The sequence below is a fragment of the Streptomyces sp. 549 genome (genome assembly GCF_030124175.1).
Taxonomy (GTDB): domain Bacteria; phylum Actinomycetota; class Actinomycetes; order Streptomycetales; family Streptomycetaceae; genus Streptomyces.
Map to the genome: position 1 here is coordinate 97474 of NZ_JASKMT010000008.1, position 24080 is coordinate 121553.

A 24080-nucleotide genomic window follows, 5' to 3' on the forward strand; every position below is an offset into this window, starting at 1 on the left:
TTCGGAACTGCGGGTGCTTCGGGAGCCGGGCCCTGGGCCAGGGCGGGCAGGTGCGTGTACGGGGCGGGAGGAGGGCGTCGGCGGGTGCAACGAGAGCGGACGGTCGCGGGTACCCCGCAGGCGGGAGGACATCGCCCCGCACGGCTGTGCGATCGCGGTGAGGGCGGCGGCCGACCGGGCGGTTCGCAGGGGGACCGCCGCGGCAGACCGATGTCAGTGGGTCGCCGTACGGTGGGAGCATGCGGCCTGTTTCCGAGATCGAACGCAAGGCGGCGCCCTTCGAGGTCGTCAGCCCCTACCAGCCCAGCGGCGACCAGCCCGCGGCCATCGCCGACCTCGCCCGGCGTATCGAGGCCGGCGAGCAGGACGTCGTACTGCTCGGCGCGACCGGCACCGGCAAGTCGGCGACCACCGCATGGATGATCGAGAAGCTCCAGCGTCCGACTCTCGTCATGGCACCCAACAAGACCCTCGCTGCTCAACTCGCGAACGAGTTCCGGGAACTGCTTCCCAACAACGCCGTCGAGTACTTCGTTTCGTATTACGATTACTACCAGCCTGAGGCGTATGTCCCTCAGTCCGACACGTACATCGAGAAGGACTCCTCGGTGAACGAGGAAGTCGAACGGCTCCGGCACAGTGCCACCAACTCCCTGCTGACCCGGCGCGACGTCGTGGTGGTCGCCTCCGTCTCCTGCATCTACGGCCTGGGTACCCCGCAGGAGTACGTCGACCGCATGGTCTCGCTGGAGGTCGGCCAGGAGGTCGACCGCGACGCGCTGCTGCGCCGCTTCGTCGAGATCCAGTACACCCGCAACGACACCGCCTTCACCCGCGGCACCTTCCGGGTCAGGGGCGACACCATCGAGCTCTTCCCGGTCTACGAGGAGCTGGCCGTCCGGATCGAGATGTTCGGCGACGAGATCGAGGCCCTTTCGACCCTGCACCCGCTGACCGGCGAGGTCATCTCCGACGACCGGTCCGTCTTCATCTTCCCCGCCACCCACTACGTGGCAGGCGAGGAGCGCATGCACCGCGCGGTGGCCGCCATCGAGACTGAGCTGCAGCAGACCCTGGAGCGGATGGAGAAGCAGGGCAAGCTCCTGGAGGCCCAGCGGCTGCGTATGCGGACCACCTACGACCTGGAGATGATGCAGCAGATCGGCACCTGCTCCGGGATCGAGAACTACTCGCTGCACATCGACGGCCGCGAGCCCGGCTCCCCGCCGCACACCCTGATCGACTACTTCCCCGAGGACTTCCTGCTCGTCATCGACGAGTCCCACGTCACCGTGCCGCAGATCGGGGCCATGTACGAGGGTGACGCCTCCCGCAAGCGGACTCTCGTCGACCACGGCTTCCGGCTGCCGTCGGCGATGGACAACCGCCCGCTGAAGTGGGAGGAGTTCCTGGAGCGCACCGGCCAGACGGTCTACCTGTCGGCGACCCCCGGTGCCTACGAGCTGTCCCGCTCCGACGGCGTGGTCGAGCAGATCATCCGTCCCACCGGCCTCGTCGACCCGGAGGTGGTCGTCAAGCCGACGGACGGCCAGATCGACGACCTCGTGCACGAGATCCGGCTGCGCACCGAGAAGGACGAACGCGTCCTCGTCACCACCCTCACCAAGAAGATGGCCGAGGACCTCACCGACTACTTCCTCGAACTCGGCATCCAGGTGCGCTACCTGCACAGCGACGTGGACACCCTGCGCCGGGTGGAGCTGCTGCGCGAGCTTCGCGCCGGCGAATACGACGTGCTCGTGGGCATCAACCTGCTGCGGGAGGGCCTCGACCTGCCCGAGGTCTCCCTGGTGGCCATCCTCGACGCCGACAAGGAGGGTTTCCTCCGGTCCGGCACCTCCCTCATCCAGACCATCGGGCGTGCCGCGCGCAACGTCTCCGGCCAGGTCCACATGTACGCCGACCGCATCACGCCCTCCATGGAACGCGCCATCGACGAGACCAACCGCCGACGCGCCAAGCAGGTGGCCTACAACGAGGAGCGCGGCCTCGACCCGCAGCCCCTGCGCAAGCGCATCGGCGACATCGTCGCCACCATCGCGCGGGAGGAGATCGACACCGAGCAACTGCTCGGCAGCGGCTACCGCCGCACCCCCGACGGCGAGCGCAAGGGCAAGGCCCCGGTGCCCGCGCTGGGCGGCCGGGCCGCCGAACGGAAGAAGGCAGCCGAGGGCGTGCCGACCGACCGGCCCGCCGCGGAACTCGCCGAACTCATCGAGGACATGACGACCCGAATGCGCAGCGCCGCGGCCGAGCTGCAGTTCGAGGTGGCCGCCCGGCTGCGCGACGAGGTCGGCGAGCTCAAGAAGGAGTTGCGCCAGATGAGGGAGGCGGGGCTGAAGTAGCAGGACAGAGCCCGGATGTGTTGCAAGAACGCCACAAATCCGGGGTGCGCCGAACGGCCCCCGCCCGCAGTGCATAGGGTGCGGGGGAGCCGTCGGCGAGGGCGGTGGTGGAAGTCGAGAGGGGAACGCACGTGTCGGTCAACTTGTCCAAGGGCCAGGCCATCAGCCTTCAGAAGAGCGACGGAGGCACCCTGACCGCGGTGCGCATGGGGCTCGGCTGGCAGGCCGCCCCCCGCCGCGGGCTGTTCGGCAAGCGCACGAAGGAGATCGACCTCGACGCCTCGGCTGTGCTCTTCGCCGACAAGCAGCCCGTCGACGTGGTGTTCTTCCAGCACCTCACCAGCGACGACGGCTCGGTGAAGCACACCGGCGACAACCTGGTGGGCGGCGCAGGCCAAGGCGGCGACGACGAGTCGGTGCTGGTGGACCTGCAGCGTGTGCCGGTGCACATCGACCAGATCGTCTTCACGGTGAACTCCTTCACCGGGCAGACCTTCGCCGAGGTCGAGAACGCCTTCTGCCGTCTGGTCGACGAGACCAACGGCGTCGAACTGGCCCGCTACACCCTCGCGGGCGGCGGCCAGTACACCGCGCAGATCATGGCCAAGGTCCACCGCCAGGGCAACGCCTGGTCCATGACGGCCATCGGCGCCCCCGCCAACGGCCGTACCTTCCAGGACCTCATGCCGACGATCCTGCCGCACCTGTAACACCCTGCGGCACCACCGCAGCGACCGCCTCTGGATGGCCCGGCGTCTACTCCGCCGGGCCATCCGCCGTCAGTCGGTGACCCCGGCCTGGCGGGCGTGCTGCCGGCAGGCACCGAAGGTCCGTCGGCCGACGACAGGCCACCTGGCACCGGCCACCTGGCCCGCCGGTGGCCCGGCCACCGACCACCGTCGGCCGACGCACCGTCGGCCCGGCTGGCGCAGAGCCGACCGAAACTGACCGAGAGGGCGCAGTGATGACGGCCGAGTTGATCCGCGGGCAGAACCACCCCCTGCCCGGGGCCCGACTGGAGATCCGGGTCTCCGCCGGGCACCCCGTGGTGGCCGGCGCGGTACTCGCCGACCAGGACGGCCGCAGCCGCAGCACCGCATGGCTCGCCCACCCCGGCTCGCCCGACCTGCCCGGTCTTGAGGCGTCCCGGCAGGCCGCCGCCGACCACCGCCTCGCAGTGGACCTCGACGCCCTGCCCGCCGAGGCGCACCAGGTGCACGTACTGCTCGCGCTGCCGCCCGGCTCCGGCGGCCCGACCTCCTTCGGCGCGCTGGCTGCGCCCTTCGTCGCCGTCACCACGCTCGACGGCACGCAGGTCGCCAGCTACACCGTGCTCGGCCTCAACACCGAGTCCGCGGTGGTCGCCGTCGAGCTGTACCGCCGCAACGACACCTGGAAGGTGCGTGCCGTCGGCCAGGGCTACGCCGGCGGCCTGTCCGCCCTGCTGCTCGACCTCGGCATCGACACGGCCGAGGAGGTCGCCGCCGCGGTCCACCAGGCGGTCGCCGGCGGGCTCGCCCGCTCGGTGTCCGCGCCCCCGCCCCGGCGCGCAGCCCCGGTCGGCGTCCCGGCCGACGGCCCGCCGCCCCCGCCGGTGCCGCCGTCCGCCCCGGAATCCGCCGCGCAGGGCGGCCCGGTCGACTACCGGCACCCCCGGCGGCAGAGCAGCGCACCCCCGCCGCCCCCACCGGCCGCCCCGTCCGGGCAGCCGGTCGCCGGAGACGCCGCCGGCTGGTCGATGGACGAACGGCTGTACAACCAGATCTGGGGCATGTTCGAGGACTACTCGCGCACGGTTGCCGCCCACCGCAGCGCCGTGGACTTCGCGGACTCGCGCCGCGAGCAGGAACTCGACCGGGCTCTGGCCGACCCCCGGACCCGTTCCGGTCCCGCCGCCGACGCCGCCCGTGCGGCGGCCTCGCAGCGCCACGCCGAACTCACCGAGCGCGCCACCGCCGCGCTCGACCGGGACCTCGACCAGCTGGCCGCCGAGTCGCAGGTCGTCGAACCGGCCCTACCGCCTTCCTTCGCCCGATGGGACAACCCGGTCTGGCACGCCTACCAGCCGCCGATGGAGACCCCGATGGCCGTGCGCCTGGGCGACCTCAGCCTGCCCGAGCGCCCCGACCTGCGCATACCTCTGCTCACCCGGCTGCCGCTGGAACGCGGCCTGTGGATCGACGCCGGCCGCTCCGCCGATCCGACCGGCATGACCGCACCGGAGGAGCTGCGTGCGCTCGCCGGCCAGCTCGCCACCGCGCTCGCCACCCGGCTGCTCGCCGTCTACCCGGTCGGTGACTTCCGGCTGCACGTCATCGACCCCGCCGGAGCCGCTGCGGCCTCGTTGGCGCCGCTCGTCGCCGCCGCGGCCCTCAGTAGCCCGCCCGCCCAGGACGCGGCGGGGGTGACGCAGGTGCTGACCGCGCTGACCCGGCGCACGGACCTGGTGCAGATGGCCGTCCGGAACCGGGCCTCCGACGCGCTGCCGCCCGACCTCGACCCGGCCGAGCAGCTGCTCGTCGTCCACGACTTCCCGCACGGCTTCGACGACCGGGCCGTCACGCAGCTCCGCTACCTCGCCGACGAGGGGCCCGCCGTCGGTGTCCACCTGATGATGGTGGCCGACCGGGCAGAGGCCCAGGGCTACGGCCCGGTGCTTGACCCGCTGTGGCGCTCGCTGCTGCGGGTCACCCCGGTGCCGGACCACCACCTCGCCGACCCCTGGGTCGGGCACCAGTGGACGTACGAGCCCGCGATGGTGCCACCGGGCAGCGGCATCCTGCCGCAGGTGCTCGACCGCTACCGGAACGCCCGCCGCCGTTACGGAAGCTGACCCGGCGCGGGTGCTCCAGGGGCCCGGGGCCGGCCCGAGCCGAGAAGCGCCCTGTACCGCTCCTTGACCACCGTGTACGCTGCTTGGAGCGGAGGGGAGTACTCCCGGCTGCGGTGATCTCGTCAATACGAGCCGACCTGACCGGCTCCGGGACACCGGCCCGTGCCTCGCACGGGTGGAAGAGACCTCCGGCACACCTGCCGGAGGAATGTCTTCATGGATGTCACCCTGAACGTGTGGGCGCTGACTGTGGCCGCCCTGTGCGCCGCCATCGCCGTCGACTTCTTCATCGGGGGTCGCAAGCCCCACGAGGTCTCCCTCAAGGAGGCCGGTACCTGGACGGCCGTGTGGGTGGTGCTGGCCGTGCTGTTCGGCCTCGTACTCCTCAAGTTCGCCGGCCCGCAGACCGCGGGTGAGTTCTTCGCCGGCTACATCACCGAGAAGTCGCTGAGTGTCGACAACCTCTTCGTCTTCGTCCTGATCATGGCCAAGTTCTCGGTGCCCGCCGCCTACCAGCAGCGGGTCCTGATGATCGGCGTGATCCTCGCCCTGGTACTGCGGGCGATCTTCATCGCTGCGGGCGCCGCGCTGATCGCCAACTTCTCCTGGGTCTTCTTCATCTTCGGTGGCTTCCTCATCTACACCGCCTGGAAGCTCATCCAGGAGGCGCGCACCGACCACACCGAGGAGGCGTACGAGGAGAACCGCCTTCTCAAGCTCGTCGAGCGGCGGTTCCCGTCCACCGACCAGTACCACGGCACCCGGCTGTTCATCCGCCGCAACGGCAAGCGGCTGATGACGCCGATGCTGATCGTGATGCTCGCCATCGGCACCACGGACGTGCTGTTCGCGCTGGACTCCATCCCGGCGATCTTCGGCCTCACCCAGGACCCGTACATCGTCTTCACCGCCAACGCCTTCGCGCTGATGGGTCTGCGGCAGCTGTACTTCCTCATCGGCGGACTGCTGCGCAAGCTGGTCCACCTGTCGTACGGGCTGTCCGTCATCCTCGGCTTCATCGGTGTGAAGCTGGTGCTGCACGCCCTGCACGAGACCGGGGTGCACGTACCCGAGATCGGCATCCCGGTGTCACTCGGCTTCATCTCCGTGGTGCTGGTGGTCACCACCGTCACCAGCCTGGTTGCCAGCCGCCGCCAGCCGGTGGAGCCGCTCCCGGGTGCCGAGGCCGACGACGACGACAAGCGTCGCAGCGCCGATCTCAGCTGACTCCGGCCACGTCCTCCTGCAGGCCGAGCCGAGCTTGCCGCCCGCCCCGCCGACCGTCACGGCGGGCCGGGCCGGCAGTTGAGCACCGGGACGGCACGATCGGCCGGGGGCCCGGTCAGTTCTGCGGGCCGACCACCAGGCGGCCGCCGTCCGCCCGCACTTCCACCTCGATGAGCGGTACGGTCGCCGGCCCCTGCAGCACCTCGCCGGTGGCGGCGTCGAATCGGCTGCCGTGGCAGGCGCAGTCAGCGGTCAGTTCCTCCAGGCCGGTGAGCACGCAGCCGCCGTGGGTGCAGACCGCGCTGAACGCCTTGAAGTCACCCTCGGTGGGCTGGGCCACCACGACCTTGTCCTCGCGGTAGAGGCGCGCACCACCCACGGGGACCTCGGAGCTGTCGCCCAGCGGCAGGGCCGCCGTCGGTGTGGCCGGACCGGCGGCCCTGCCGTCGGAAGGGGAGCAGGCACCCAGGCCAAGCGCGGCGGCACCGGCAGCCGCCGCACCGCCCAGGGCGGTGCGGCGGCTGGGGTGCTGATCGTTCACTGTCACGATCGGCAAGCGTACGACCTGCTCACTTCTTGGCCGCAGCCGCCTTCCTGGCAGTGGCCTTGCCCGCGGTCTTCACGGCGGAGTCCTTGGCCGCCGTGCCCCTGGCCGCCGTGCTCTTGACTGCTCCGGCGGCCTTCCTGGCCGTCGCGGAGGAACCGACAGCAGCTTTCTTGGCGGGCTTCTTCGCCGCGGCTGCCTTCTTCGCGGGCGTCCCGCCGGTGGCCGCCCGGTGCGGGAGTGCGGCGTCGCTGACACGGTCTCCGAGCACCTCGCGCAGGAACTTTCCCGTGTGGCTGGAGGGCACCGAGGCCACCTGCTCCGGGGTGCCTTCGGCGAGTACCAGACCGCCGCCGGAGCCGCCTTCCGGCCCCATGTCGACCAGCCAGTCGGCGGTCTTGATCACGTCGAGGTTGTGCTCGATGACGATGACCGTGTTGCCCTTGTCCACCAGGCCGTCGAGCACCTTGATCAGCTTGCGGATGTCCTCGAAGTGCAGACCGGTGGTGGGCTCGTCGAGCACGTAGACCGTTCGGCCGGTGGACCGCTTCTGGAGCTCCGAGGCCAACTTCACACGCTGCGCCTCACCTCCGGAGAGCGTGGGCGCGGACTGCCCCAGCCGGACGTACCCGAGGCCGACGTCGTTGAGCGTGCGCAGGTGCCGGGAGATGGCCGGTACCGCCTCGAAGAAGTCCATGGCCTGCTCGATGGGCATGTCGAGCACCTCGGAGATGCTCTTGCCCTTGTAGTGGACCTCCAGGGTCTCCCGGTTGTACCGCGCGCCGTGGCAGACCTCGCAGGGCACGTAGACGTCCGGCAGGAAGTTCATCTCGATCTTGATCGTGCCGTCGCCGGAGCAGTTCTCGCAGCGGCCGCCCTTGACGTTGAAGGAGAAGCGTCCGGGCAGGTACCCGCGGACCTTGGCCTCCATCGTCTCCGCGAACAGCCTGCGGACGTGGTCGAAGACGCCGGTGTAGGTGGCCGGGTTGGAGCGCGGGGTGCGGCCGATGGGTGACTGGTCCACGTGCACGACCTTGTCGACCAGGTCGTCACCGGTGACACGGGAGTGCCGGCCGGGGACGGACTTGGCGCCGTTGAGCTCACGGGCCAGGTGGGTGTAGAGGATGTCGTTGACCAGGGTCGACTTGCCCGACCCGGACACACCCGTGACGGCGGTGAGCACACCGAGCGGGAACTCGACGTCGATGTTCTGGAGGTTGTGCTCCCGGGCGCCGTGCACAGTGAGCTTGCGCCCCGGGTCCACCGGGCGCCGGGTGTCCGGGGTGGGGATCTGCCGCTTGCCCGAGAGGTACTGGCCGGTGACTGACGCGTCGTTGGCCAGCAGCTCCTTGAGCGAGCCGCTGTGCACGACCTCGCCGCCGTGCTCACCGGCGCCGGGGCCGATGTCGACGACCCAGTCCGAGGCGTTGATGGTGTCCTCGTCGTGCTCCACGACGATGAGGGTGTTGCCGAGGTCGCGCAGCCGCACCAGGGTCTCGATGAGCCGGTGGTTGTCCCGCTGGTGCAGGCCGATGGACGGCTCGTCGAGCACGTAGAGCACGCCCACCAGCCCGGAGCCGATCTGGGTGGCGAGCCGGATGCGCTGGGCCTCGCCGCCGGAGAGCGTGCCTGCGGCGCGGTTGAGCGAGAGGTAGTCCAGGCCGACGTCGACCAGGAACTTCAGTCGCTCGTTGACCTCCTTGAGTACCCGCTCGGCGATCGTCTTCTGCCGGGCGTTGAGCTTCATGTCGCGGAGGAAGTCGGCGCATTCGCTGATCGACATGGCGGAGATGTCCGCGATGGACCTGCCCTGGACCGTCACCGCGAGCACCAGGGGCTTGAGCCGGGTGCCCTCGCAGGCCGGGCAGTGCACCTCACGCATGTAGCCCTCGAAGCGCTCCCGGCTGGAGTCCGTCTCCGCCTCGGAGTGCCGGCGACGCACGAACGGCACCGCGCCCTCGAAGGCGGTGGTGTAGGAGCGCTCCCGCCCGTAGCGGTTGCGGTAGCGGACCGCGATCTGGGTGCGGTGGCCGTGCAGCAGCGCCTTCCTGGCCCGCTGCGGCAGGCCGGCCCACGGGATGTCGGTGCGGAAGCCGAGGGCGTCGGCGAGGGCGGTGATCAGCCGGCCGAAGTACTCCCGGTTGTGACCGTGCGACCAGGGGTGGATCGCGCCCTCGTCGAGCGACTTCTCCTCGTCGGGCACGATCAGCTCGGCGTCCACCTCCATGCGGGTGCCGATGCCGGTGCACTCGGGGCAGGCGCCGAAGGGGGAGTTGAAGGAGAAGGAGCGGGGCTCAAGCTCCTCGAAGGAGAGGTCGTCGACCGGGCAGTACAGGTGCTCGGAGTACATCCGCTCGCGCTGCGGGTCGTCCTGGGGGAGGTCGACGAAGTCCAGCACGACCGTGCCGCCGGACAGCCCCAGGGCCGTCTCCACCGAGTCGGTGAGGCGCCGCTTGGCGCCCTCCTTCACGGTGAGGCGGTCGATGACCACCTCGACGGTGTGCTTCTCCTGCTTCTTGAGCTTCGGCGGGTCGGACAGCTGGACCGTGGCGCCGTCGACCCGGGCCCGGCTGTAACCCTTGGACTGGAGGTCGGCGAAGAGGTCGACGAACTCGCCCTTGCGCTCGCGCACCAGCGGGGAGAGCACCTGGAAACGGCTTCCCTCCTCCAGGGCGAGCACCTTGTCTACGATGGCCTGCGGCGACTGGCGGGTGATCGCCAGGCCGCACTCGGGGCAGTGCGGCTCGCCGATGCGGGCGAACAGCAGCCGCAGGTAGTCGTAGACCTCGGTGATGGTGCCGACCGTGGAGCGGGGGTTGCGGGAGGTCGACTTCTGATCGATCGAGACCGCGGGGGACAGGCCCTCGATGAAGTCGACGTCCGGCTTGTCCATCTGCCCGAGGAACTGGCGGGCGTACGAGGAGAGCGACTCCACGTAGCGGCGCTGCCCCTCGGCGAAGATCGTGTCGAACGCGAGCGAGGACTTGCCCGAGCCGGAGAGACCGGTGAAGACGATGAGCGAGTCGCGGGGGAGGTCGAGCGAGACGTTCTTGAGGTTGTGCTCGCGAGCGCCACGGACGGTGAGACGGTCGGTCACGCCGGTCGGCACCTTTCGTGTGAGGGATGGGGTCGGACATCGGAGGAGCCGCCCCCGAACCAGGGTATGGGGCACGCGCGGCAAGTGTTGTCGGGAAGGCTGCTTTCACGAGCCTATAGCACGCACATTCGAATACGGGGTGGAGTTGCCCACCTTCACCCGTACGTGTGGCAGCGATAGCGTTGGATCATGACTTCTCCCGAGCGCGACGCCGACGCCCTGCAGGAATCGACCGACCGGCTCCTCGACGCGGTCGCCGGGTGGGAGCCTGCCGGGGCTGACTCCTGCCACTCCTTCCTCGCCGAGCCCTCCCTGCTGCCGGACTGGACCCGCGGCCACGTGCTCGCGCACCTCGCCCGGAACGCCGACGCCCTGCTGAACGTGCTGGAGGGGCGGCCCATGTACGCCGACGCGCAGACCCGGGACGCCGACATCGCCGCCGGGGCAGGTCGGCCCCTCCCCGAGCAGCTCGCCGATCTGCGCACCTCGGCCCGGCGGCTCGGCGACGCGTTCGCCGCCCACGGCCGGGCGGACGGGGACCCATGGCGGCGCCGGGTCGAGCTGCGCAACGGCGTCACCGACCTGGCCGCCTCGCTGCCGTTCCGTCGCCGGGTGGAGGTGGAGCTGCACCACGTGGACCTCGGCGCCGGGTACTCCGTGGACGACCTGCCCGGCGACTTCACCGACCGGCTGCTCGACTACCTCACCCGCCGCTTCGCCGGAAACGCCGAGCTGCCGGCGGTGGAGCTGCGCTCCGAGGACGGCCGCAGCTGGCGCACCGGCCGCCCGGTGGCGGACGGCGCCGCAGCCGTGGTCGTGGCCGGTACACCCACCGCACTCGCCGGTTGGCTGAGCGGACGCACCACCGGCAGCGGCCTGACCACCGACGGCGCCGCACTCCCCGTCCTGCCCCCGCTCTGACCCGCCCGGCACCTGACCCGTCCGGCACCGGCGCCCCGTCGGCCGCCGACCCCTAGAGACAAGGAGTGCACCCCATGCCCTATACCGGAAAGGTGACCGTCGGCGGCCCGGCCGACGTGCACGAGCTGGCCGACCTGATGATCTCCAAGGCCGCCGTCGGCCCCATGAACAACAACGCCTACCTGCTGCGCTGCCGGGACACCGGGGAGCAGCTGCTCATCGACGCGGCCAACGACGCCCCGGCACTGCTGGCGCTCATCGGTGACGACGGCGTACGCACCGTCGTCACCACGCACCGGCACGGCGACCACTGGCAGGCGCTGGAGGAGGTCGTGAACGCAACCGGCGCGCGCACCGCCGCAGGCCGGGAGGACGTGGAAGGCATCCCCGTGGCCACCGACCTGCCGCTCGCCGACGGCGACGAGGTCGAGGTCGGCCGCTGCCGGCTGGTCGCCCGCCACATCGTCGGCCACACCCCGGGGTCCGTCGCGCTGGTCTACGACGACCCGCACGGCCACCCCCACGTCTTCACCGGTGACTGCCTCTTCCCCGGCGGCGTGGGCAACACCTTCGGCGACGCCGGCAACTTCGCGACGCTGCTTCACGACGTGGAGACCAAGCTGTTCGGTGAACTCCCCGACGAGACCTGGGTGTACCCCGGCCACGGCGACGACACCACGCTCGGTGCCGAGCGCCCCTCCCTGCCGCAGTGGCGCGAACGCGGCTGGTGAGTGAACGGACACCTCCGGCGGGCGCACGCCCCGCCGGACGGGCCGCGGGCCTGCGGCGGGGAGTTGTCCACAGGCCGCTCCGCGCTGTCGCAGCCGGGCCGTAGGGTGTTCGTCATGGCAGATCCCTCCAGCTACCGGCCCAAGCCGGGGCAGATCCCCGACTCGCCGGGGGTCTACCGCTTCCGCGACGAGCACCACCGGGTGATCTACGTCGGGAAGGCCAAGAGCCTGCGGCAGCGGCTGTCCTCCTACTTCCAGGACCTGGCGGGCCTGCACCCGCGCACCGCCACGATGGTCACCACCGCCGCCTCGGTGGACTGGACGGTGGTCGGCACCGAGGTGGAGGCCCTCCAGCTCGAGTACACCTGGATCAAGGAGTTCGACCCGCGGTTCAACGTCAAGTACCGCGACGACAAGAGCTATCCCTACCTCGCCGTCACCATGAACGAGGAGTTCCCCCGGGTCCAGGTCATGCGCGGCGCCAAGAAAAAGGGGGTGCGTTACTTCGGGCCGTACTCGCACGCCTGGGCCATCCGCGAGACGGTCGACCTGCTGCTGCGCGTCTTCCCCGTGCGCACCTGCTCGGCTGGCGTCTTCAAGCGGTCCGCTCAGATCGGCCGGCCTTGCCTGCTCGGTTACATCGGCAAGTGCGCGGCGCCCTGCGTCGGCCGGGTCACCCCCGAGGAGCACCGCGAACTCGCCGAGGAATTCTGCGACTTCACCGCCGGACGTACCCAGGCCTACCTGCGCCGGCTGGAGCAGCAGATGCACGAGGCCGCCGAGGAGACCGAGTACGAGAAGGCTGCCCGGCTGCGCGACGACATAGGGGCGCTGCGCCGCGCCATGGAGAAGAACGCGGTGGTGCTGAACGACGCCACCGACGCCGACCTCATCGCCCTCGCCGAGGACGAACTGGAGGCCGCCGTCCAGATCTTCCACGTCCGCGGCGGCCGGATCCGAGGCCAGCGCGGCTGGGTGACGGACAAGGTCGAGGCGGTCACCACCGCCGACCTGGTCGAGCACGCGCTCCAGCAGCTCTACGGCGAGGAGCGCGGCGACACCGGCAGCACCGGCACCGGCGGAGTGCCGCGCGAGGTGCTGGTACCCGCCCTGCCCGAACCGCTGGAACCGGTCGTCGAGTGGCTGGCTGAACGCCGCGGCGCCCGGGTCAGCCTGCGCATTCCGCAGCGCGGCGACAAACGCGCCCTGATGGAGACGGTCGAGCGCAACGCCCAGCAGACCCTCACCCTGCACAAGACCAAGCGCGCCTCCGACCTCACCACCCGCTCACGGGCCCTGGAGGAGATCGCCGAGGCGCTCGACCTGGACACCGCGCCGCTGCGCATCGAGTGCTTCGACATCTCCCACCTCCAGGGAGACGACGTGGTCGCCTCGATGGTGGTCTTCGAGGACGGCCTCGCCCGCAAGGGCGAGTACCGCCGTTTCCAGATCAAGGGCTTCGAGGGCCAGGACGACGTCCGGTCCATGCACGAGGTCGTCAGCCGCCGCTTCCGCCGCTACCTCCAGGAGAAGCAGCGCACCGGCGAGTGGAGCGAGGAGGTGGAGACCAGCGGGGAGGAGGCCGTCGGCGAGGCGCCCACCGCCCCGGCCGGCGAGCCCACCGGCAGGGAGGAGGACGGCCGGCCCCGCCGTTTCGCCTACCCTCCGCAACTGGTGGTGGTCGACGGGGGCCGTCCCCAGGTCGCCGCCGCCAAGGCAGCGCTGGACGAGCTGGGCATCGACGATGTGGCCGTCTGCGGTCTCGCGAAGCGGCTGGAGGAGGTGTGGCTGCCCGACGACGAGAATCCGGTGGTCCTGCCGCGCACCAGCGAGGGCCTGTACCTGCTCCAGCGGGTCCGCGACGAGGCCCACCGGTTCGCCATCCGCTACCAGCGCAGCAAGCGCGCCAAGACCCTCAAGGCCGGGCCGCTGGACGAGGTGCGGGGCCTGGGGGAGGGTCGCAAGCAGGCACTGATCAAGCACTTCGGCTCCGTCAAGCGGCTGCGGGCGGCCACGGTGGAGCAGCTCTGCGAGGTGCCGGGCGTCGGCCGCCGCACCGCCGAGACCGTCGCCGCCGCGCTCGCCGGGGGCGCTCCGCCCGCGCCCGCGGTCAACACCGCTACCGGGGAGATCATCGACGATGATGGGAAGTGACAGCACAGCACGACGAGCCGGGAACCGGGGGAGAGCACTATGGACGCAGACACAGGGACAGGAGCACAGGTGAGCACGGGCACGCCGACGGAGGGTATCGCCGCAGACAACGGGAAGATCCCCGAACTGGTGATCATCTCCGGCATGTCGGGCGCCGGCCGCAGCACCGCGGCCAAGTGTCTGGAGGACCTGGGCTGGTTCGTGGTGGACAACCTGCCGCCCGCACTTATCCCCACCATGGTGGACCTCGGCGCCCGCTCGCAGGGCAACGTCGCCCGCATCGCGGTCGTCGTCGACGTCCGGGGCCGCCGCTTCTTCGACAACCTCAGGGAGTCGCTGGCCGACCTCGCCGCCAAGCAGGTCACCCGGCGCATCGTCTTCCTGGAGGCGTCCGACAACGCGCTGGTCCGCCGCTTCGAGTCGGTCCGCCGCCCGCACCCGCTCCAGGGCGACGGCCGTATCGTCGACGGCATCGAGGCCGAGCGGGACCTGCTGCGCGAGCTGCGCGGTGACGCCGACCTGGTCATCGACACCTCCAGCCTCAACGTGCACGAGCTGCGCGCCAAGATGGACGCCCAGTTCGCCGGCGACGAGGAGCCCGAACTGCGGGCCACCGTGATGTCGTTCGGCTACAAGTACGGCCTGCCGGTCGACGCCGACCTGGTGGTCGACTGCCGCTTCCTGCCGAACCCGCACTGGGTGCCGGAGCTGCGGCCGTTCACCGGCACCAGCGCGGAGGTCTCCGACTACGTCTTCAACCAGCCCGGGGCCAAGGAGTTCCTGGACCGCTACTCGGAGCTGCTCCAGCTCATCGCCACCGGCTACCGTCGCGAGGGCAAGCGCTACGTCACGATCGCGGTGGGCTGCACCGGCGGCAAGCACCGCAGCGTCGCCATGTCCGAACGGCTCGGCCGCCGCCTGGCGGCGGAGGGCGTGGAGACGGTCGTCGTCCACCGGGACATGGGACGCGAGTGAGCCGAGTGACCGGCCGCGCACTGCGGCTGCACCGACGCACGCGGATGCCCGGCCGCCGGGGGCAGCCCAAGGTGGTCGCCCTGGGCGGGGGCATGGGCCTGTCCGCCTCGCTGACCGCGCTGCGCCGCATCACCGGCGATCTGACCGCCGTCGTCACGGTCGCCGACGACGGCGGTTCCAGCGGCCGGCTGCGCGAGGAACTCGACGTGCTGCCGCCGGGGGACCTGCGCAAGGCGCTGGCCGCGCTGTGCGGCGACGACGAGTGGGGCCGCACCTGGGCCAAGCTGGTGCAGCACCGCTTCGCCAGCAAGGGCCATCTGCACGGCCACGCCGTCGGCAACCTGCTGATCGCCGCCCTGTGGGAGCAGATGGGCGACCACGTCGCCGCGCTCGACCTGGTGGGAAAGCTGCTCGGCGCGCACGGCCGGGTGCTGCCCATGTCGGCCGTGCCGCTGGAGCTGCAGGCGCTGGTGCGCGGGCACGACCCGCAGCGGCCGGACGCGCTGTCGACCGTCCGCGGCCAGGCGACGGTCGCGCTCACCCCGGGCGAGGTCCAGCAGGTCCACCTCGTGCCGCACGACCCGCCGGCAGTGCCGGAGGTCGTGGCGGCGGTGCTCGACGCGGACTGGGTCGTGGTCGGACCGGGGTCGTGGTTCTCGTCGGTGATCCCGCACCTGCTCGTGCCGGAACTGCTCCGCGCGCTCACCGAGACGAGGGCCCGCAGGGTGCTCTCGCTTAACCTCGCACCGCAGCCGGGAGAAACAGATGGTTTCTCCCCGCAGCGTCATTTGGAGGTTTTGGCACGACACGCCCCTAAACTCGCCTTCGACGTGGTGCTGGCCGACGAGGATGCGGTGCCCGACCAGGACAGCCTGCGTGCCGCCGCCGAGCGGCTCCAGGGCTCGGTCGAGTTCGCCCCCGTGGCCGCGCCGGACGGTTCCGCCAAGCACGACCCGGAACTGCTGGCAGCCGCGTACGACCGTATTTTTCGGATGCATGGAAGGATCGGCCCATGGCGATGACGGCAGCGGTGAAGGATGAAATCTCCCGGCTCCCCGTCACCCGGACCTGCTGCCGGAAGTCGGAGGTCTCGTCGATCCTGCGCTTCGCCGGCGGCCTGCACCTGGTGAGCGGCCGGATCGTGATCGAGGCGGAACTGGACACGGGCATCGCGGCCCGCCGACTCCGCAAGGACATTCTGGAGATCTTCGGGCACGCCTCGGACCTGGTGGTGATGGCCCCGGGCGGACTGCGCCGGGGCAGCCGCTACGTCGTCCGGGTCGTCGCCGGCGGTGACCAGCTGGCCCGGCAGACGGGGCTGGTGGACGGCCGCGGCCGGCCGATCCGCGGTCTCCCGCCGCAGGTCGTCTCCGGTGCCACCTGCGACGCCGAGGCTGCCTGGCGCGGCGCGTTCCTGGCCCACGGCTCCCTCACCGAACCGGGTCGCTCGTCCTCCCTGGAGGTCACGTGCCCCGGGCCGGAGGCAGCCCTGGCCCTGGTGGGCGCCGCGCGGCGGCTCCAGATCGGGGCCAAGGCCCGCGAGGTGCGCGGAGTCGACCGGGTGGTCGTGCGGGACGGCGACGCGATCGGTGCGCTGCTCACCCGGCTGGGCGCGCACGAGTCGGTGCTGGCCTGGGAGGAGCGGCGGATGCGCCGCGAGGTGCGCGCCACCGCCAACCGGCTGGCCAACTTCGACGACGCCAACCTGCGCCGCTCGGCCCGCGCCGCGGTGGCCGCCGGCGCCCGGGTCCAGCGCGCGCTGGAGATCCTGGGTGACGAGGTGCCCGAGCACCTCGCGGCGGCCGGACGGCTGCGCATGGAGCACAAGCAGGCGTCACTGGAGGAGCTGGGCGCGCTGGCCGACCCGCCGCTGACGAAGGACGCGGTCGCCGGCCGTATCCGCCGGCTGCTCGCGATGGCCGACAAGCGTGCATCGGACATCGGTATCGCGGGTACCGAGGCCACCCTGACCGAGGAGATGGTGGGCTGAGAAGCGCAGCGCCGGCCCATGGCGATGCCCGCGACGACGCGGGCGTCCCACACTCCGGCCGATGTCACCCGCCACGCCCCGGCGCGGTAGGGTCGAAGGCGGTCGGGGACATCCCAAACAACCTTCGTCGGTGTCCGCACCGGCGTACCAACGAGGAGATCGGTTCGTGACGATCCGCGTAGGCATCAATGGCTTTGGCCGCATCGGTCGCAACTACTTCCGCGCGCTTCTGGAGCAGGGAGCGGATGTCGAGATCGTCGGTGTCAACGACCTGACCGACAACGCGACGCTGGTTCACCTGCTGAAGTACGACACCATCCTGGGTCGGCTGAAGCAGGAGGTCAGCCACACCGACGACACCATCACCGTCGGCAACCAGACGTTCCGCACGATGGCCGAGCGCGACCCGGCGGCCCTCCCGTGGGGCGAGCTGGGCGCCGACATCGTGATCGAGTCCACCGGCATCTTCACCAAGCGTGACGACGCCGCCAAGCACCTCGCCGCCGGCGCCAAGAAGGTCCTGATCTCCGCGCCCGCCACGGGCGAGGACCTCACGGTCGTGATGGGCGTCAACCACGACAAGTACGACGCGGACAAGCACCACGTCATCTCCAACGCCTCCTGCACCACCAACTGCGTGGCGCCGATGGCCAAGGTTCTCGACGAGAACTTCGGCATCGTCAAGGGCATGATGACGACGGTCCACGCCTACACCAACGACCAGCGCATTCTCGACTTCCCGCACAAGGACCTGCGCCGTGCGCGGGCCGCGGCCGAGAACATCATCCCCACCTCCACCGGGGCCGCCAAGGCGACCGCGCTGGTGCTCCCGCAGCTGAAGGGCAAGCTGGACGGCATCGCGATGCGCGTGCCGGTCCCCACCGGCTCGGTCACCGACCTGGTGCTGGAGCTGGACCGCGAGGTCACCGTCGACGAGATCAACTCGGCGTTCCAGAAGGCGGCCGAGGGCCAGCTCAAGGGCTTCCTGGACTACACCGAGGACGCGATCGTGTCCTCCGACATCGTCAACTGGCCCGCGTCCTGCACCTTCGACTCCTCCCTGACGATGACGCAGGGCAAGCAGGTCAAGGTCGTCGGCTGGTACGACAACGAGTGGGGCTACTCCAACCGCCTCGTGGACCTCACGGTCTTCGTCGGCGGCCGGCTCTGACACCTGCACCGCTCCCACCCAGCGAGCTGTGAGCGGAACCGGGCCCGTGCGGCGCGCTGACGCGCCGCACGGGCCCGGTTCCCGTAAGGCGGGCCCTCTCCCAAGGAGTTGCAGTAAGCATGAAGACGATCGACGAACTCGTCGCCGAGGGTGTCACCGGGAAGCGAGTCTTCGTCCGGGCCGACCTCAACGTGCCCCTCGACGGCACCACCATCACCGACGACGGCCGCATCCGCGCCGCCGTCCCCACCATCACCCGCCTCGCCGAAGCCGGCGCCAAGGTGATCGTGGCCTCCCACCTGGGCCGGCCCAAGGGCGCGCCGGACCCGAAGTTCTCGCTCGCGCCGGTGGCCGGGCGGCTCGGTGAACTGCTCGGCGACTCCGTCGCCGGGCCGGTCGCGTTCGCGGCCGACACCGTGGGGGACAGCGCGAAGGCCACCGTCGCCGGTCTCGGCGACGGCGGGGTCACGCTGCTGGAGAACCTCCGCTTCAACGCCGGTGAGACCGCCAAGGACGACGCCGAGCGCCGGGCCTTCGCCGCCGAACTCGCCGCTCTCGCCGACATCTACGTCGGTGACGGCTTCGGTGCCGTGCACCGCAAGCACGCCTCCGTGTACGACCTCCCGGCCCTGCTGCCGCACGCCGCCGGCGGTCTCATCGCCACCGAGGTCGACGTGCTCAAACGGCTCACCGAGGACGTCCGCCGGCCCTACGCGGTGGTGCTCGGCGGTGCGAAGGTCTCCGACAAGCTCGGCGTCATCGACCACCTGCTGGAGCGCGCCGACCGCATCCTCATCGGCGGCGGCATGGCGTACACCTTCCTCGCGGCCCAGGGCCACGAGGTGGGCGCCTCGCTGCTGCAGGAGGACCAGGTCCCGGTGGTCCGCGGCTACCTGGAGCGGGCCGAGAAGCTCGGTGTGGAGTTCGTGCTCCCGGTCGACGTGCGCGCCGCCGCCCAGTTCCCCGACCTGGCGGCCAAGGCGCCCGCCGACGGCGTGGTGGTGGACGCCGACGCCATCCCCGCCGACCTGATGGGCCTGGACATCGGCCCGCGCAGCGGCGAGCTGTACGCGGCGAAGCTGGCCGACGCGGAGACGGTGTTCTGGAACGGCCCGATGGGCGTCTTCGAGCACCCCGACTTCGCGGAGGGCACCCGAGCCGTCGCCCGGGCGCTGCTGGCCAGCAGCGCCTTCACGGTCGTCGGCGGTGGGGACAGCGCCGCCGCGGTCCGCATCCTGGGCTTCGACGAGTCGGGTTTCGGCCACATCTCCACCGGTGGCGGCGCCAGCCTGGAGTACCTGGAGGGCAAGACGCTCCCGGGTCTCGACGCGCTGGAGAAGTGAGCAGCGGTGAGTGACACCACCACGGTCACGGGCCCGGCCGGTACCGCGACCAGGACCACTATCTGGGCCCGCGGTGCGGGCGCAGCGCACAGGAAGGCAGCCGCATGAGCTCCCGCAAGCCGCTGATGGCGGGCAACTGGAAGATGAACCTCAACCACCTCGAGGCCATCGCCCACGTCCAGAAGCTGGCCTTCGCCCTGGAGGAGAAGGACCACGAGCAGGTCGAGGTGGCCGTGCTGCCGCCCTTCACCGACCTGCGTTCGGTGCAGACCCTCGTCGAGGGCGACAAGCTGAAGTTCAGCTACGGCGCCCAGGACATCTCGTCGAAGGACTCCGGCGCCTACACCGGCGAGGTCTCCGGTGCGATGCTCGCCAAGCTGAAGTGCACCTACGCGGTGGTCGGCCACTCCGAGCGCCGCCAGTACCACGGTGAGGACGAGGACGTCTGCAACGCGAAGGTGCGGGCGGCCTACCGCCACGGCCTGACGCCGCTGCTCTGCGTCGGCGAGGGCCTGGACGTCCGCAAGGCGGGCAACCAGGTCGGCCACACCCTCGCCCAGGTCGACGGCGCGCTGCGCGAGGTCACCGCCGAGCAGGCCGCGACCATCGTCATCGCGTACGAGCCGGTGTGGGCCATCGGTACCGGAGAGGTGGCCACGCCCGAGGACGCGCAGGAGGTCTGCGGCGCGATCCGCGGCCGGCTGGCCGAGCTGTACTCCCAGGAGGTCGCCGACGCGGTGCGCATCCAGTACGGCGGCTCGGTCAAGTCCGGCAACGTCGCCGCGATCATGGCGCAGCCGGACGTGGACGGCGCGCTGGTGGGTGGCGCCGCCCTGGACGCGGACGAGTTCGTCAAGATCGTCCGCTTCCGCGATCAGTAGCAGCTAGGCCGACGGGTGAATCCCGTCGTACCCTGATCGGGGCCGGGCTCGCGCCCGGCCCCGAACCCTTCATCCGAAACGTCTTGCTTCGAAGTCCGAGAGAGTTGGTCCAGCCGTGGAATTGGGTCTGTCGATCGCCCTGATCGTGTTCAGCCTGCTGCTGATGCTGCTGGTGCTGATGCACAAGGGAAAGGGCGGCGGTCTCTCCGACATGTTCGGCGGTGGCATGCAGTCCTCCGTCGGCGGCTCCTCGGTCGCCGAACGCAACCTCGACCGCATCACCGTCGTGGTGGCGCTCGTCTGGTTCGCCATCATCGTGGCGCTCGGCATCATGATGAAGTCGTCATGACGCAGGCGTCCTGAAGCCGGTGGACTGCTGAGGACTGCTGACACGGCGTCGTGCTCCCTGCCTATCATGAGGCTCGCGTCCCCGACGGGGTAACCACGGTCACCGGACGCGCGTTGGGCCTTACGTACACCAGGGCGACTTCGCAGCACCATGAGGCAGGGAGTGACAACCGTGGCAAGTGGCAACGCGATCCGGGGAAGCCGGGTCGGAGCGGGGCCGATGGGGGAGGCGGAGCGCGGCGAGTCCGCGCCACGCCTCCGAATCTCCTTCTGGTGCTCCAACGGGCACGAGACGCAGCCGAGCTTCGCCAGCGACGCTCAGGTCCCCGAGGCATGGGACTGCCCCCGCTGCGGGTTCCCGGCCGGCAAGGACCGGGAGAACCCACCGGACCCGCCGCGCACGGAACCGTACAAGACCCACCTCGCCTACGTGCGCGAGCGGCGCAGCGACGCCGACGGCGAGGCGATCCTCGCGGAGGCCCTGGCCAAGCTCAGGGGCGAGATCTGACCGCCGCACAGCACGGCTCTCACGGCCCGGACGCACACTCGGCGAAGTGCACGACCGGGCCGTTTCTCCATTAGGTTGGGGTGCGGCGGGGCTCGAACGAGAGAATGGGCTGAATTCGCAGATGAACGCACACGCCGCAGCCGACCGGACCAGGCTGGACCGGATGCCCGAGTGGGCCGCGCTGGCCGCTCACCGGGAGAAGACGGCGCAGGTCGGCCTCCGCGAACTGTTCACCGAAGACCCCCGGCGCGCCGAACGGTACCGCCTCGACGTGGGTGACCTTCACATCGACTACGCCAAGCACCTCGTCACCGACGAGACCCTGGCGCTGCTGCTGGACCTGGCCGCCGCAACGGGTGTGGCCGAGCGCCGGGACGCGATGTTCCGCGGTGAGCGCGTCAACAACACCGAGGACCGGGCCGTGCTGCACGTCGCCCTGCGAGCCGCGCGGGACGCCGTCATCGAGGTGGACGGTGAGAACGTCGTCCCCGGCGTGCACGCCGTGCTGGACCGCATGGCCGGCTTCGCCGAGGCGGTGCGTTCGGGCGAGTGGCGCGGGCACACCGGTGAACGCATCACCACCGTCGTCAACATCGGCATCGGCGGTTCCGACCTGGGCCCGGCCATGGCCTACGAGGTGCTGCGGCCCTACACCGCCCGGGACATGGACTTCCGGTTCGTCTCCAACGTCGACGGCGCCGACCTGCACGAGGCGGTGCGCGGCCTGGACCCGGCGCGGACCCTCTTCGTCGTGGCGTCGAAGACCTTCACCACCATCGAGACCATCACCAACGCCACCGCCGCCCGCGGCTGGCTGCTGGACGGTCTCGGGGCCGGTCCCGAGGCGGTCGCCCGGCACTTCGTCGCGGTGTCCACCAACGCGGCCGATGTCGAGCGCTTCGGCATCGACACGGCCAACATGTTCGAGTTCTGGGACTGGGTCGGCGGCCGGTACTCCTTCGACTCCGCCATCGGCCTGTCGCTGATGACGGCCATCGGCCCGGATCACTTCCGGAAGATGCTGGACGGCTTCCGGCTGATGGACGAGCACTTCCGGACCGCCCCGCCGGAGGCCAACGCGCCGCTGCTGCTGGGCATGCTGGGCGTCTGGTACGGGGAGTTCCTCGACGCGCAGGCCCACGCGGTGCTGCCGTACTCGCACTACCTGTCGAAGTTCACCGCCTACCTCCAGCAGCTCGACATGGAGTCCAACGGCAAGTCGGTCGACCGGCAGGGCGAACCCGTCAGCTGGCAGACCGGTCCGGTCGTGTGGGGCACCCCGGGCACCAACGGGCAGCACGCCTACTACCAGTTGCTGCACCAGGGGACCAAGCTCGTCCCGGCCGACCTGATCGGCTTCGCCGAACCGCTGGACGAGCTGGGGCCGCTGCGCGACCAGCACGACCTGCTGATGGCGAACCTCTTCGCACAGGGCCAGGCCCTGGCGTTCGGCAAGACGGCCGACGAGGTGCGGGCCGAGGGCGTGCCGGAGGAGCAGGTGCCGCACCGCACCTTCCAGGGCAACCGCCCCACGACAACCGTGCTGGCCCGGGCGATCACTCCGTCGGTGCTGGGCCAGCTGATCGCGCTGTACGAGCACAAGGTGTTCGTCCAGGGCGCGGTGTGGGACATCGACTCCTTCGACCAGTGGGGCGTCGAGCTGGGCAAGGTGCTGGCCAAGCGCATCGAGCCGGCGCTCACCGAGGGCGCCGAGGTCGCGGGTCTGGACGGCTCCACCCGGGGCCTGCTGGACACCTACCGCCGCCTGCGCGGACGCTGACGCGGCAGGGGCGGGCACCCGGCCGTGCGCCGGGCGCCCGCCCCTGCCGCCAGCGGTGCACCCCCGCCCGCCCCTCGTGAAAGCGCGCACAAGCGCTCGCCTACCATGGTGGCGTGTCCCCACTGCTCGAACTCGCGCGCAACCCGATCGCGTACGTCGCCCGCCGCTGGACCCCCACGCAGCGCACCCTGCAGCGCGCCACCATGGCCGCGGTGGTGATGAGCGTGCTCATCGTGGTCACCGGCGGCGCGGTGCGGCTGACCGGGTCCGGCCTCGGCTGCGACACCTGGCCCAAGTGCACCGACGACAGCCTCTTCGCGACGGCCGAGATGGGCATGCACGGTGCCATCGAGTTCGGAAACCGGCTGCTGACCTACGTGCTGTGCGCCGCGGTCGGCTGGGCCATCGTGGCGTCCCGGGCGGCCAAGCCCCGGCGCCGGGGGCTGTCCCGCCTCGCCTGGACGCAGTTCTTCATCGTGCTCGGCAACGCGGTGCTCGGCGGCATCACGGTGCTGACGGGCCTCAACCCGTACTCGGTCGCCGGGCACTTCCTGCTCGCCACCTCCCTGATCACCGTCACCGTGATCACCTGGCAGCGCGCCAGGGAGGGCGACGAGGCGCCGCGCCTGTTGGTCGGGCCGCGGCTGCGGCAGCTTGCTGTCGTCCTGACCGGGGCTTCCGCCGCCCTCGTCGTGGTCGGCACGGTCGTCACCGGCGCCGGGCCGCACGCGGGCGACAGCCGCGACGTGCCGCGCATCGCCGTCGACTGGGAGACCATCACCCGGGTGCACGCCGCCTTCGCCTGGCTGGTGGTCCTGCTGACGGTGGCGCTGTGGCTGGCGCTGCGGGCCGCAGACGCGCCGCCCGGACCGCGTGCCCGCGTCCGCGACCTCGCGGTGGTGCTCGCCTCGCAGGTCGTCGTGGGCTACGCCCAGTACTTCCTGGACATGCCGGAACTGCTGGTCGGCATCCACCTCCTCGGCTCCACCCTGGTGTGGATCGCGGTGCTGCGGGTGCTGCTCTCCCTGCGGGAGCGCGGCGCGCCGGTGATGGCCGCCGGCCCGCCCCCGGCAGCGGACGGCCCGGCGAAGCCCAGGACCGGATCCGACCCGGACGCGTCCCAGGGCGACGGCTCCGGCCGCAGCGCCGTACCGGTCGCCTGACCGGCGGACCCCGGCCACCGCGCACCGGCGGGCGGCCCGCCGGTGCGC

19 protein-coding genes are annotated in these 24080 nt (G+C 71.1%); 17 read left to right on the top strand and 2 right to left on the bottom strand.

Features of this window, described 5'->3' with window-relative positions; genetic code table 11:
* Positions 1-239: 239 nt before the first annotated feature.
* From uvrB to QNO07_RS12265, 4 genes are all read left to right on the top strand, one after another.
* Positions 240-2366, top strand: a complete 2127-nt coding sequence (gene uvrB, locus QNO07_RS12250) for an excinuclease ABC subunit UvrB (protein ID WP_283991842.1) — start codon at positions 240-242, stop codon at positions 2364-2366.
* Between the two features lie 131 nt (positions 2367-2497).
* The gene (locus QNO07_RS12255) at positions 2498-3076 is read left to right on the top strand and encodes a TerD family protein (RefSeq protein ID WP_283991843.1); all 579 of its coding nucleotides are present in this window, start codon (positions 2498-2500) and stop codon (positions 3074-3076) included.
* 254 nt (positions 3077-3330) lie between these two features.
* Complete coding sequence (locus QNO07_RS12260) at positions 3331-5199, top strand: TerD family protein (protein ID WP_283991844.1); 1869 nt, start codon at positions 3331-3333, stop codon at positions 5197-5199.
* A gap of 216 nt (positions 5200-5415) precedes the next feature.
* Positions 5416-6426 carry a TerC family protein gene (locus QNO07_RS12265; RefSeq protein WP_283991845.1) on the top strand — a complete coding sequence of 337 codons (1011 nt, stop codon included), beginning with the start codon at positions 5416-5418 and terminating at the stop codon, positions 6424-6426.
* 115 nt (positions 6427-6541) lie between these two features.
* On the opposite strand, the gene QNO07_RS12270 is transcribed toward QNO07_RS12265, so the two are convergent.
* Both QNO07_RS12270 and uvrA read right to left on the bottom strand, forming a co-directional pair.
* Positions 6542-6967 carry a Rieske (2Fe-2S) protein gene (locus tag QNO07_RS12270; RefSeq protein WP_283991978.1) on the bottom strand — a complete coding sequence of 142 codons (426 nt, stop codon included), beginning with the start codon at positions 6965-6967 and terminating at the stop codon, positions 6542-6544.
* A gap of 28 nt (positions 6968-6995) precedes the next feature.
* Positions 6996-10067: an excinuclease ABC subunit UvrA gene (gene uvrA, locus QNO07_RS12275; RefSeq protein ID WP_283991846.1), complete on the bottom strand. Its 3072-nt coding sequence runs from the start codon at positions 10065-10067 to the stop codon at positions 6996-6998.
* Positions 10068-10256: 189 nt separating this feature from the next.
* Between uvrA and QNO07_RS12280 the strand changes: the two genes are divergently transcribed.
* The 13 genes from QNO07_RS12280 (at position 10257) to QNO07_RS12340 (ending at position 24032) form a co-directional block, all read left to right on the top strand.
* On the top strand, positions 10257-10988 hold the full coding sequence (locus QNO07_RS12280; RefSeq protein WP_283991847.1) for a maleylpyruvate isomerase family mycothiol-dependent enzyme: 732 nt from the start codon (positions 10257-10259) through the stop codon (positions 10986-10988).
* Positions 10989-11062: 74 nt separating this feature from the next.
* The gene (locus QNO07_RS12285) at positions 11063-11719 is read left to right on the top strand and encodes an MBL fold metallo-hydrolase (RefSeq protein WP_283991848.1); all 657 of its coding nucleotides are present in this window, start codon (positions 11063-11065) and stop codon (positions 11717-11719) included.
* A gap of 114 nt (positions 11720-11833) precedes the next feature.
* Complete coding sequence (uvrC, locus tag QNO07_RS12290; RefSeq protein ID WP_283991849.1) at positions 11834-13873, top strand: excinuclease ABC subunit UvrC; 2040 nt, start codon at positions 11834-11836, stop codon at positions 13871-13873.
* Between the two features lie 39 nt (positions 13874-13912).
* The gene (gene rapZ, locus QNO07_RS12295; RefSeq protein WP_283991850.1) at positions 13913-14848 is read left to right on the top strand and encodes an RNase adapter RapZ; all 936 of its coding nucleotides are present in this window, start codon (positions 13913-13915) and stop codon (positions 14846-14848) included.
* 44 nt (positions 14849-14892) lie between these two features.
* On the top strand, positions 14893-15870 hold the full coding sequence (locus QNO07_RS12300; RefSeq protein ID WP_283991980.1) for a gluconeogenesis factor YvcK family protein: 978 nt from the start codon (positions 14893-14895) through the stop codon (positions 15868-15870).
* Positions 15861-16838 carry a DNA-binding protein WhiA gene (gene whiA / locus QNO07_RS12305; protein ID WP_283991852.1) on the top strand — a complete coding sequence of 326 codons (978 nt, stop codon included), beginning with the start codon at positions 15861-15863 and terminating at the stop codon, positions 16836-16838. The genes QNO07_RS12300 and whiA overlap by 10 nt, the downstream gene beginning before the upstream one ends.
* Before the next feature lie 166 nt (positions 16839-17004).
* Positions 17005-18009, top strand: a complete 1005-nt coding sequence (gap, locus tag QNO07_RS12310) for a type I glyceraldehyde-3-phosphate dehydrogenase (RefSeq protein ID WP_283991853.1) — start codon at positions 17005-17007, stop codon at positions 18007-18009.
* Positions 18010-18128: 119 nt separating this feature from the next.
* A complete protein-coding gene (locus tag QNO07_RS12315; RefSeq protein WP_283991854.1) occupies positions 18129-19352 on the top strand; it encodes a phosphoglycerate kinase in 1224 nt (407 codons plus the stop codon).
* Positions 19353-19456: 104 nt separating this feature from the next.
* On the top strand, positions 19457-20233 hold the full coding sequence (tpiA, locus tag QNO07_RS12320) for a triose-phosphate isomerase (protein ID WP_283991856.1): 777 nt from the start codon (positions 19457-19459) through the stop codon (positions 20231-20233).
* 115 nt (positions 20234-20348) lie between these two features.
* Positions 20349-20582 (top strand): preprotein translocase subunit SecG, encoded by a 234-nt coding sequence (secG, locus tag QNO07_RS12325; protein WP_283991857.1) that lies wholly within the window; start codon positions 20349-20351, stop codon positions 20580-20582.
* Between the two features lie 171 nt (positions 20583-20753).
* On the top strand, positions 20754-21089 hold the full coding sequence (locus QNO07_RS12330) for an RNA polymerase-binding protein RbpA (RefSeq protein WP_283991858.1): 336 nt from the start codon (positions 20754-20756) through the stop codon (positions 21087-21089).
* A gap of 121 nt (positions 21090-21210) precedes the next feature.
* A complete protein-coding gene (pgi, locus tag QNO07_RS12335) occupies positions 21211-22869 on the top strand; it encodes a glucose-6-phosphate isomerase (protein ID WP_283991859.1) in 1659 nt (552 codons plus the stop codon).
* Positions 22870-22982: 113 nt separating this feature from the next.
* On the top strand, positions 22983-24032 hold the full coding sequence (locus tag QNO07_RS12340) for a COX15/CtaA family protein (RefSeq protein ID WP_283991860.1): 1050 nt from the start codon (positions 22983-22985) through the stop codon (positions 24030-24032).
* The last annotated feature ends 48 nt before the right edge of the window (positions 24033-24080 follow it).

Excerpts from the sequence above, each read along its gene's own strand:
- QNO07_RS12285 (WP_283991848.1), top strand. The coding sequence starts at position 11,063 with ATGCCCTATACCGGAAAGGTGACCGTCGGCGGCCCGGCCGACGTGCAC.
- uvrC (WP_283991849.1), top strand. The coding sequence starts at position 11,834 with ATGGCAGATCCCTCCAGCTACCGGCCCAAGCCGGGGCAGATCCCCGAC.
- tpiA (WP_283991856.1), top strand. The coding sequence starts at position 19,457 with ATGAGCTCCCGCAAGCCGCTGATGGCGGGCAACTGGAAGATGAACCTC.
- pgi (WP_283991859.1), top strand. The coding sequence starts at position 21,211 with ATGAACGCACACGCCGCAGCCGACCGGACCAGGCTGGACCGGATGCCC.
- QNO07_RS12315 (WP_283991854.1), top strand. The coding sequence starts at position 18,129 with ATGAAGACGATCGACGAACTCGTCGCCGAGGGTGTCACCGGGAAGCGA.
- whiA (WP_283991852.1), top strand. The coding sequence starts at position 15,861 with ATGGCGATGACGGCAGCGGTGAAGGATGAAATCTCCCGGCTCCCCGTC.
- uvrB (WP_283991842.1), top strand. The coding sequence starts at position 240 with ATGCGGCCTGTTTCCGAGATCGAACGCAAGGCGGCGCCCTTCGAGGTC.
- QNO07_RS12280 (WP_283991847.1), top strand. The coding sequence starts at position 10,257 with ATGACTTCTCCCGAGCGCGACGCCGACGCCCTGCAGGAATCGACCGAC.
- QNO07_RS12300 (WP_283991980.1), top strand. The coding sequence starts at position 14,893 with ATGCCCGGCCGCCGGGGGCAGCCCAAGGTGGTCGCCCTGGGCGGGGGC.
- QNO07_RS12260 (WP_283991844.1), top strand. The coding sequence starts at position 3,331 with ATGACGGCCGAGTTGATCCGCGGGCAGAACCACCCCCTGCCCGGGGCC.
- rapZ (WP_283991850.1), top strand. The coding sequence starts at position 13,913 with ATGGACGCAGACACAGGGACAGGAGCACAGGTGAGCACGGGCACGCCG.
- QNO07_RS12265 (WP_283991845.1), top strand. The coding sequence starts at position 5,416 with ATGGATGTCACCCTGAACGTGTGGGCGCTGACTGTGGCCGCCCTGTGC.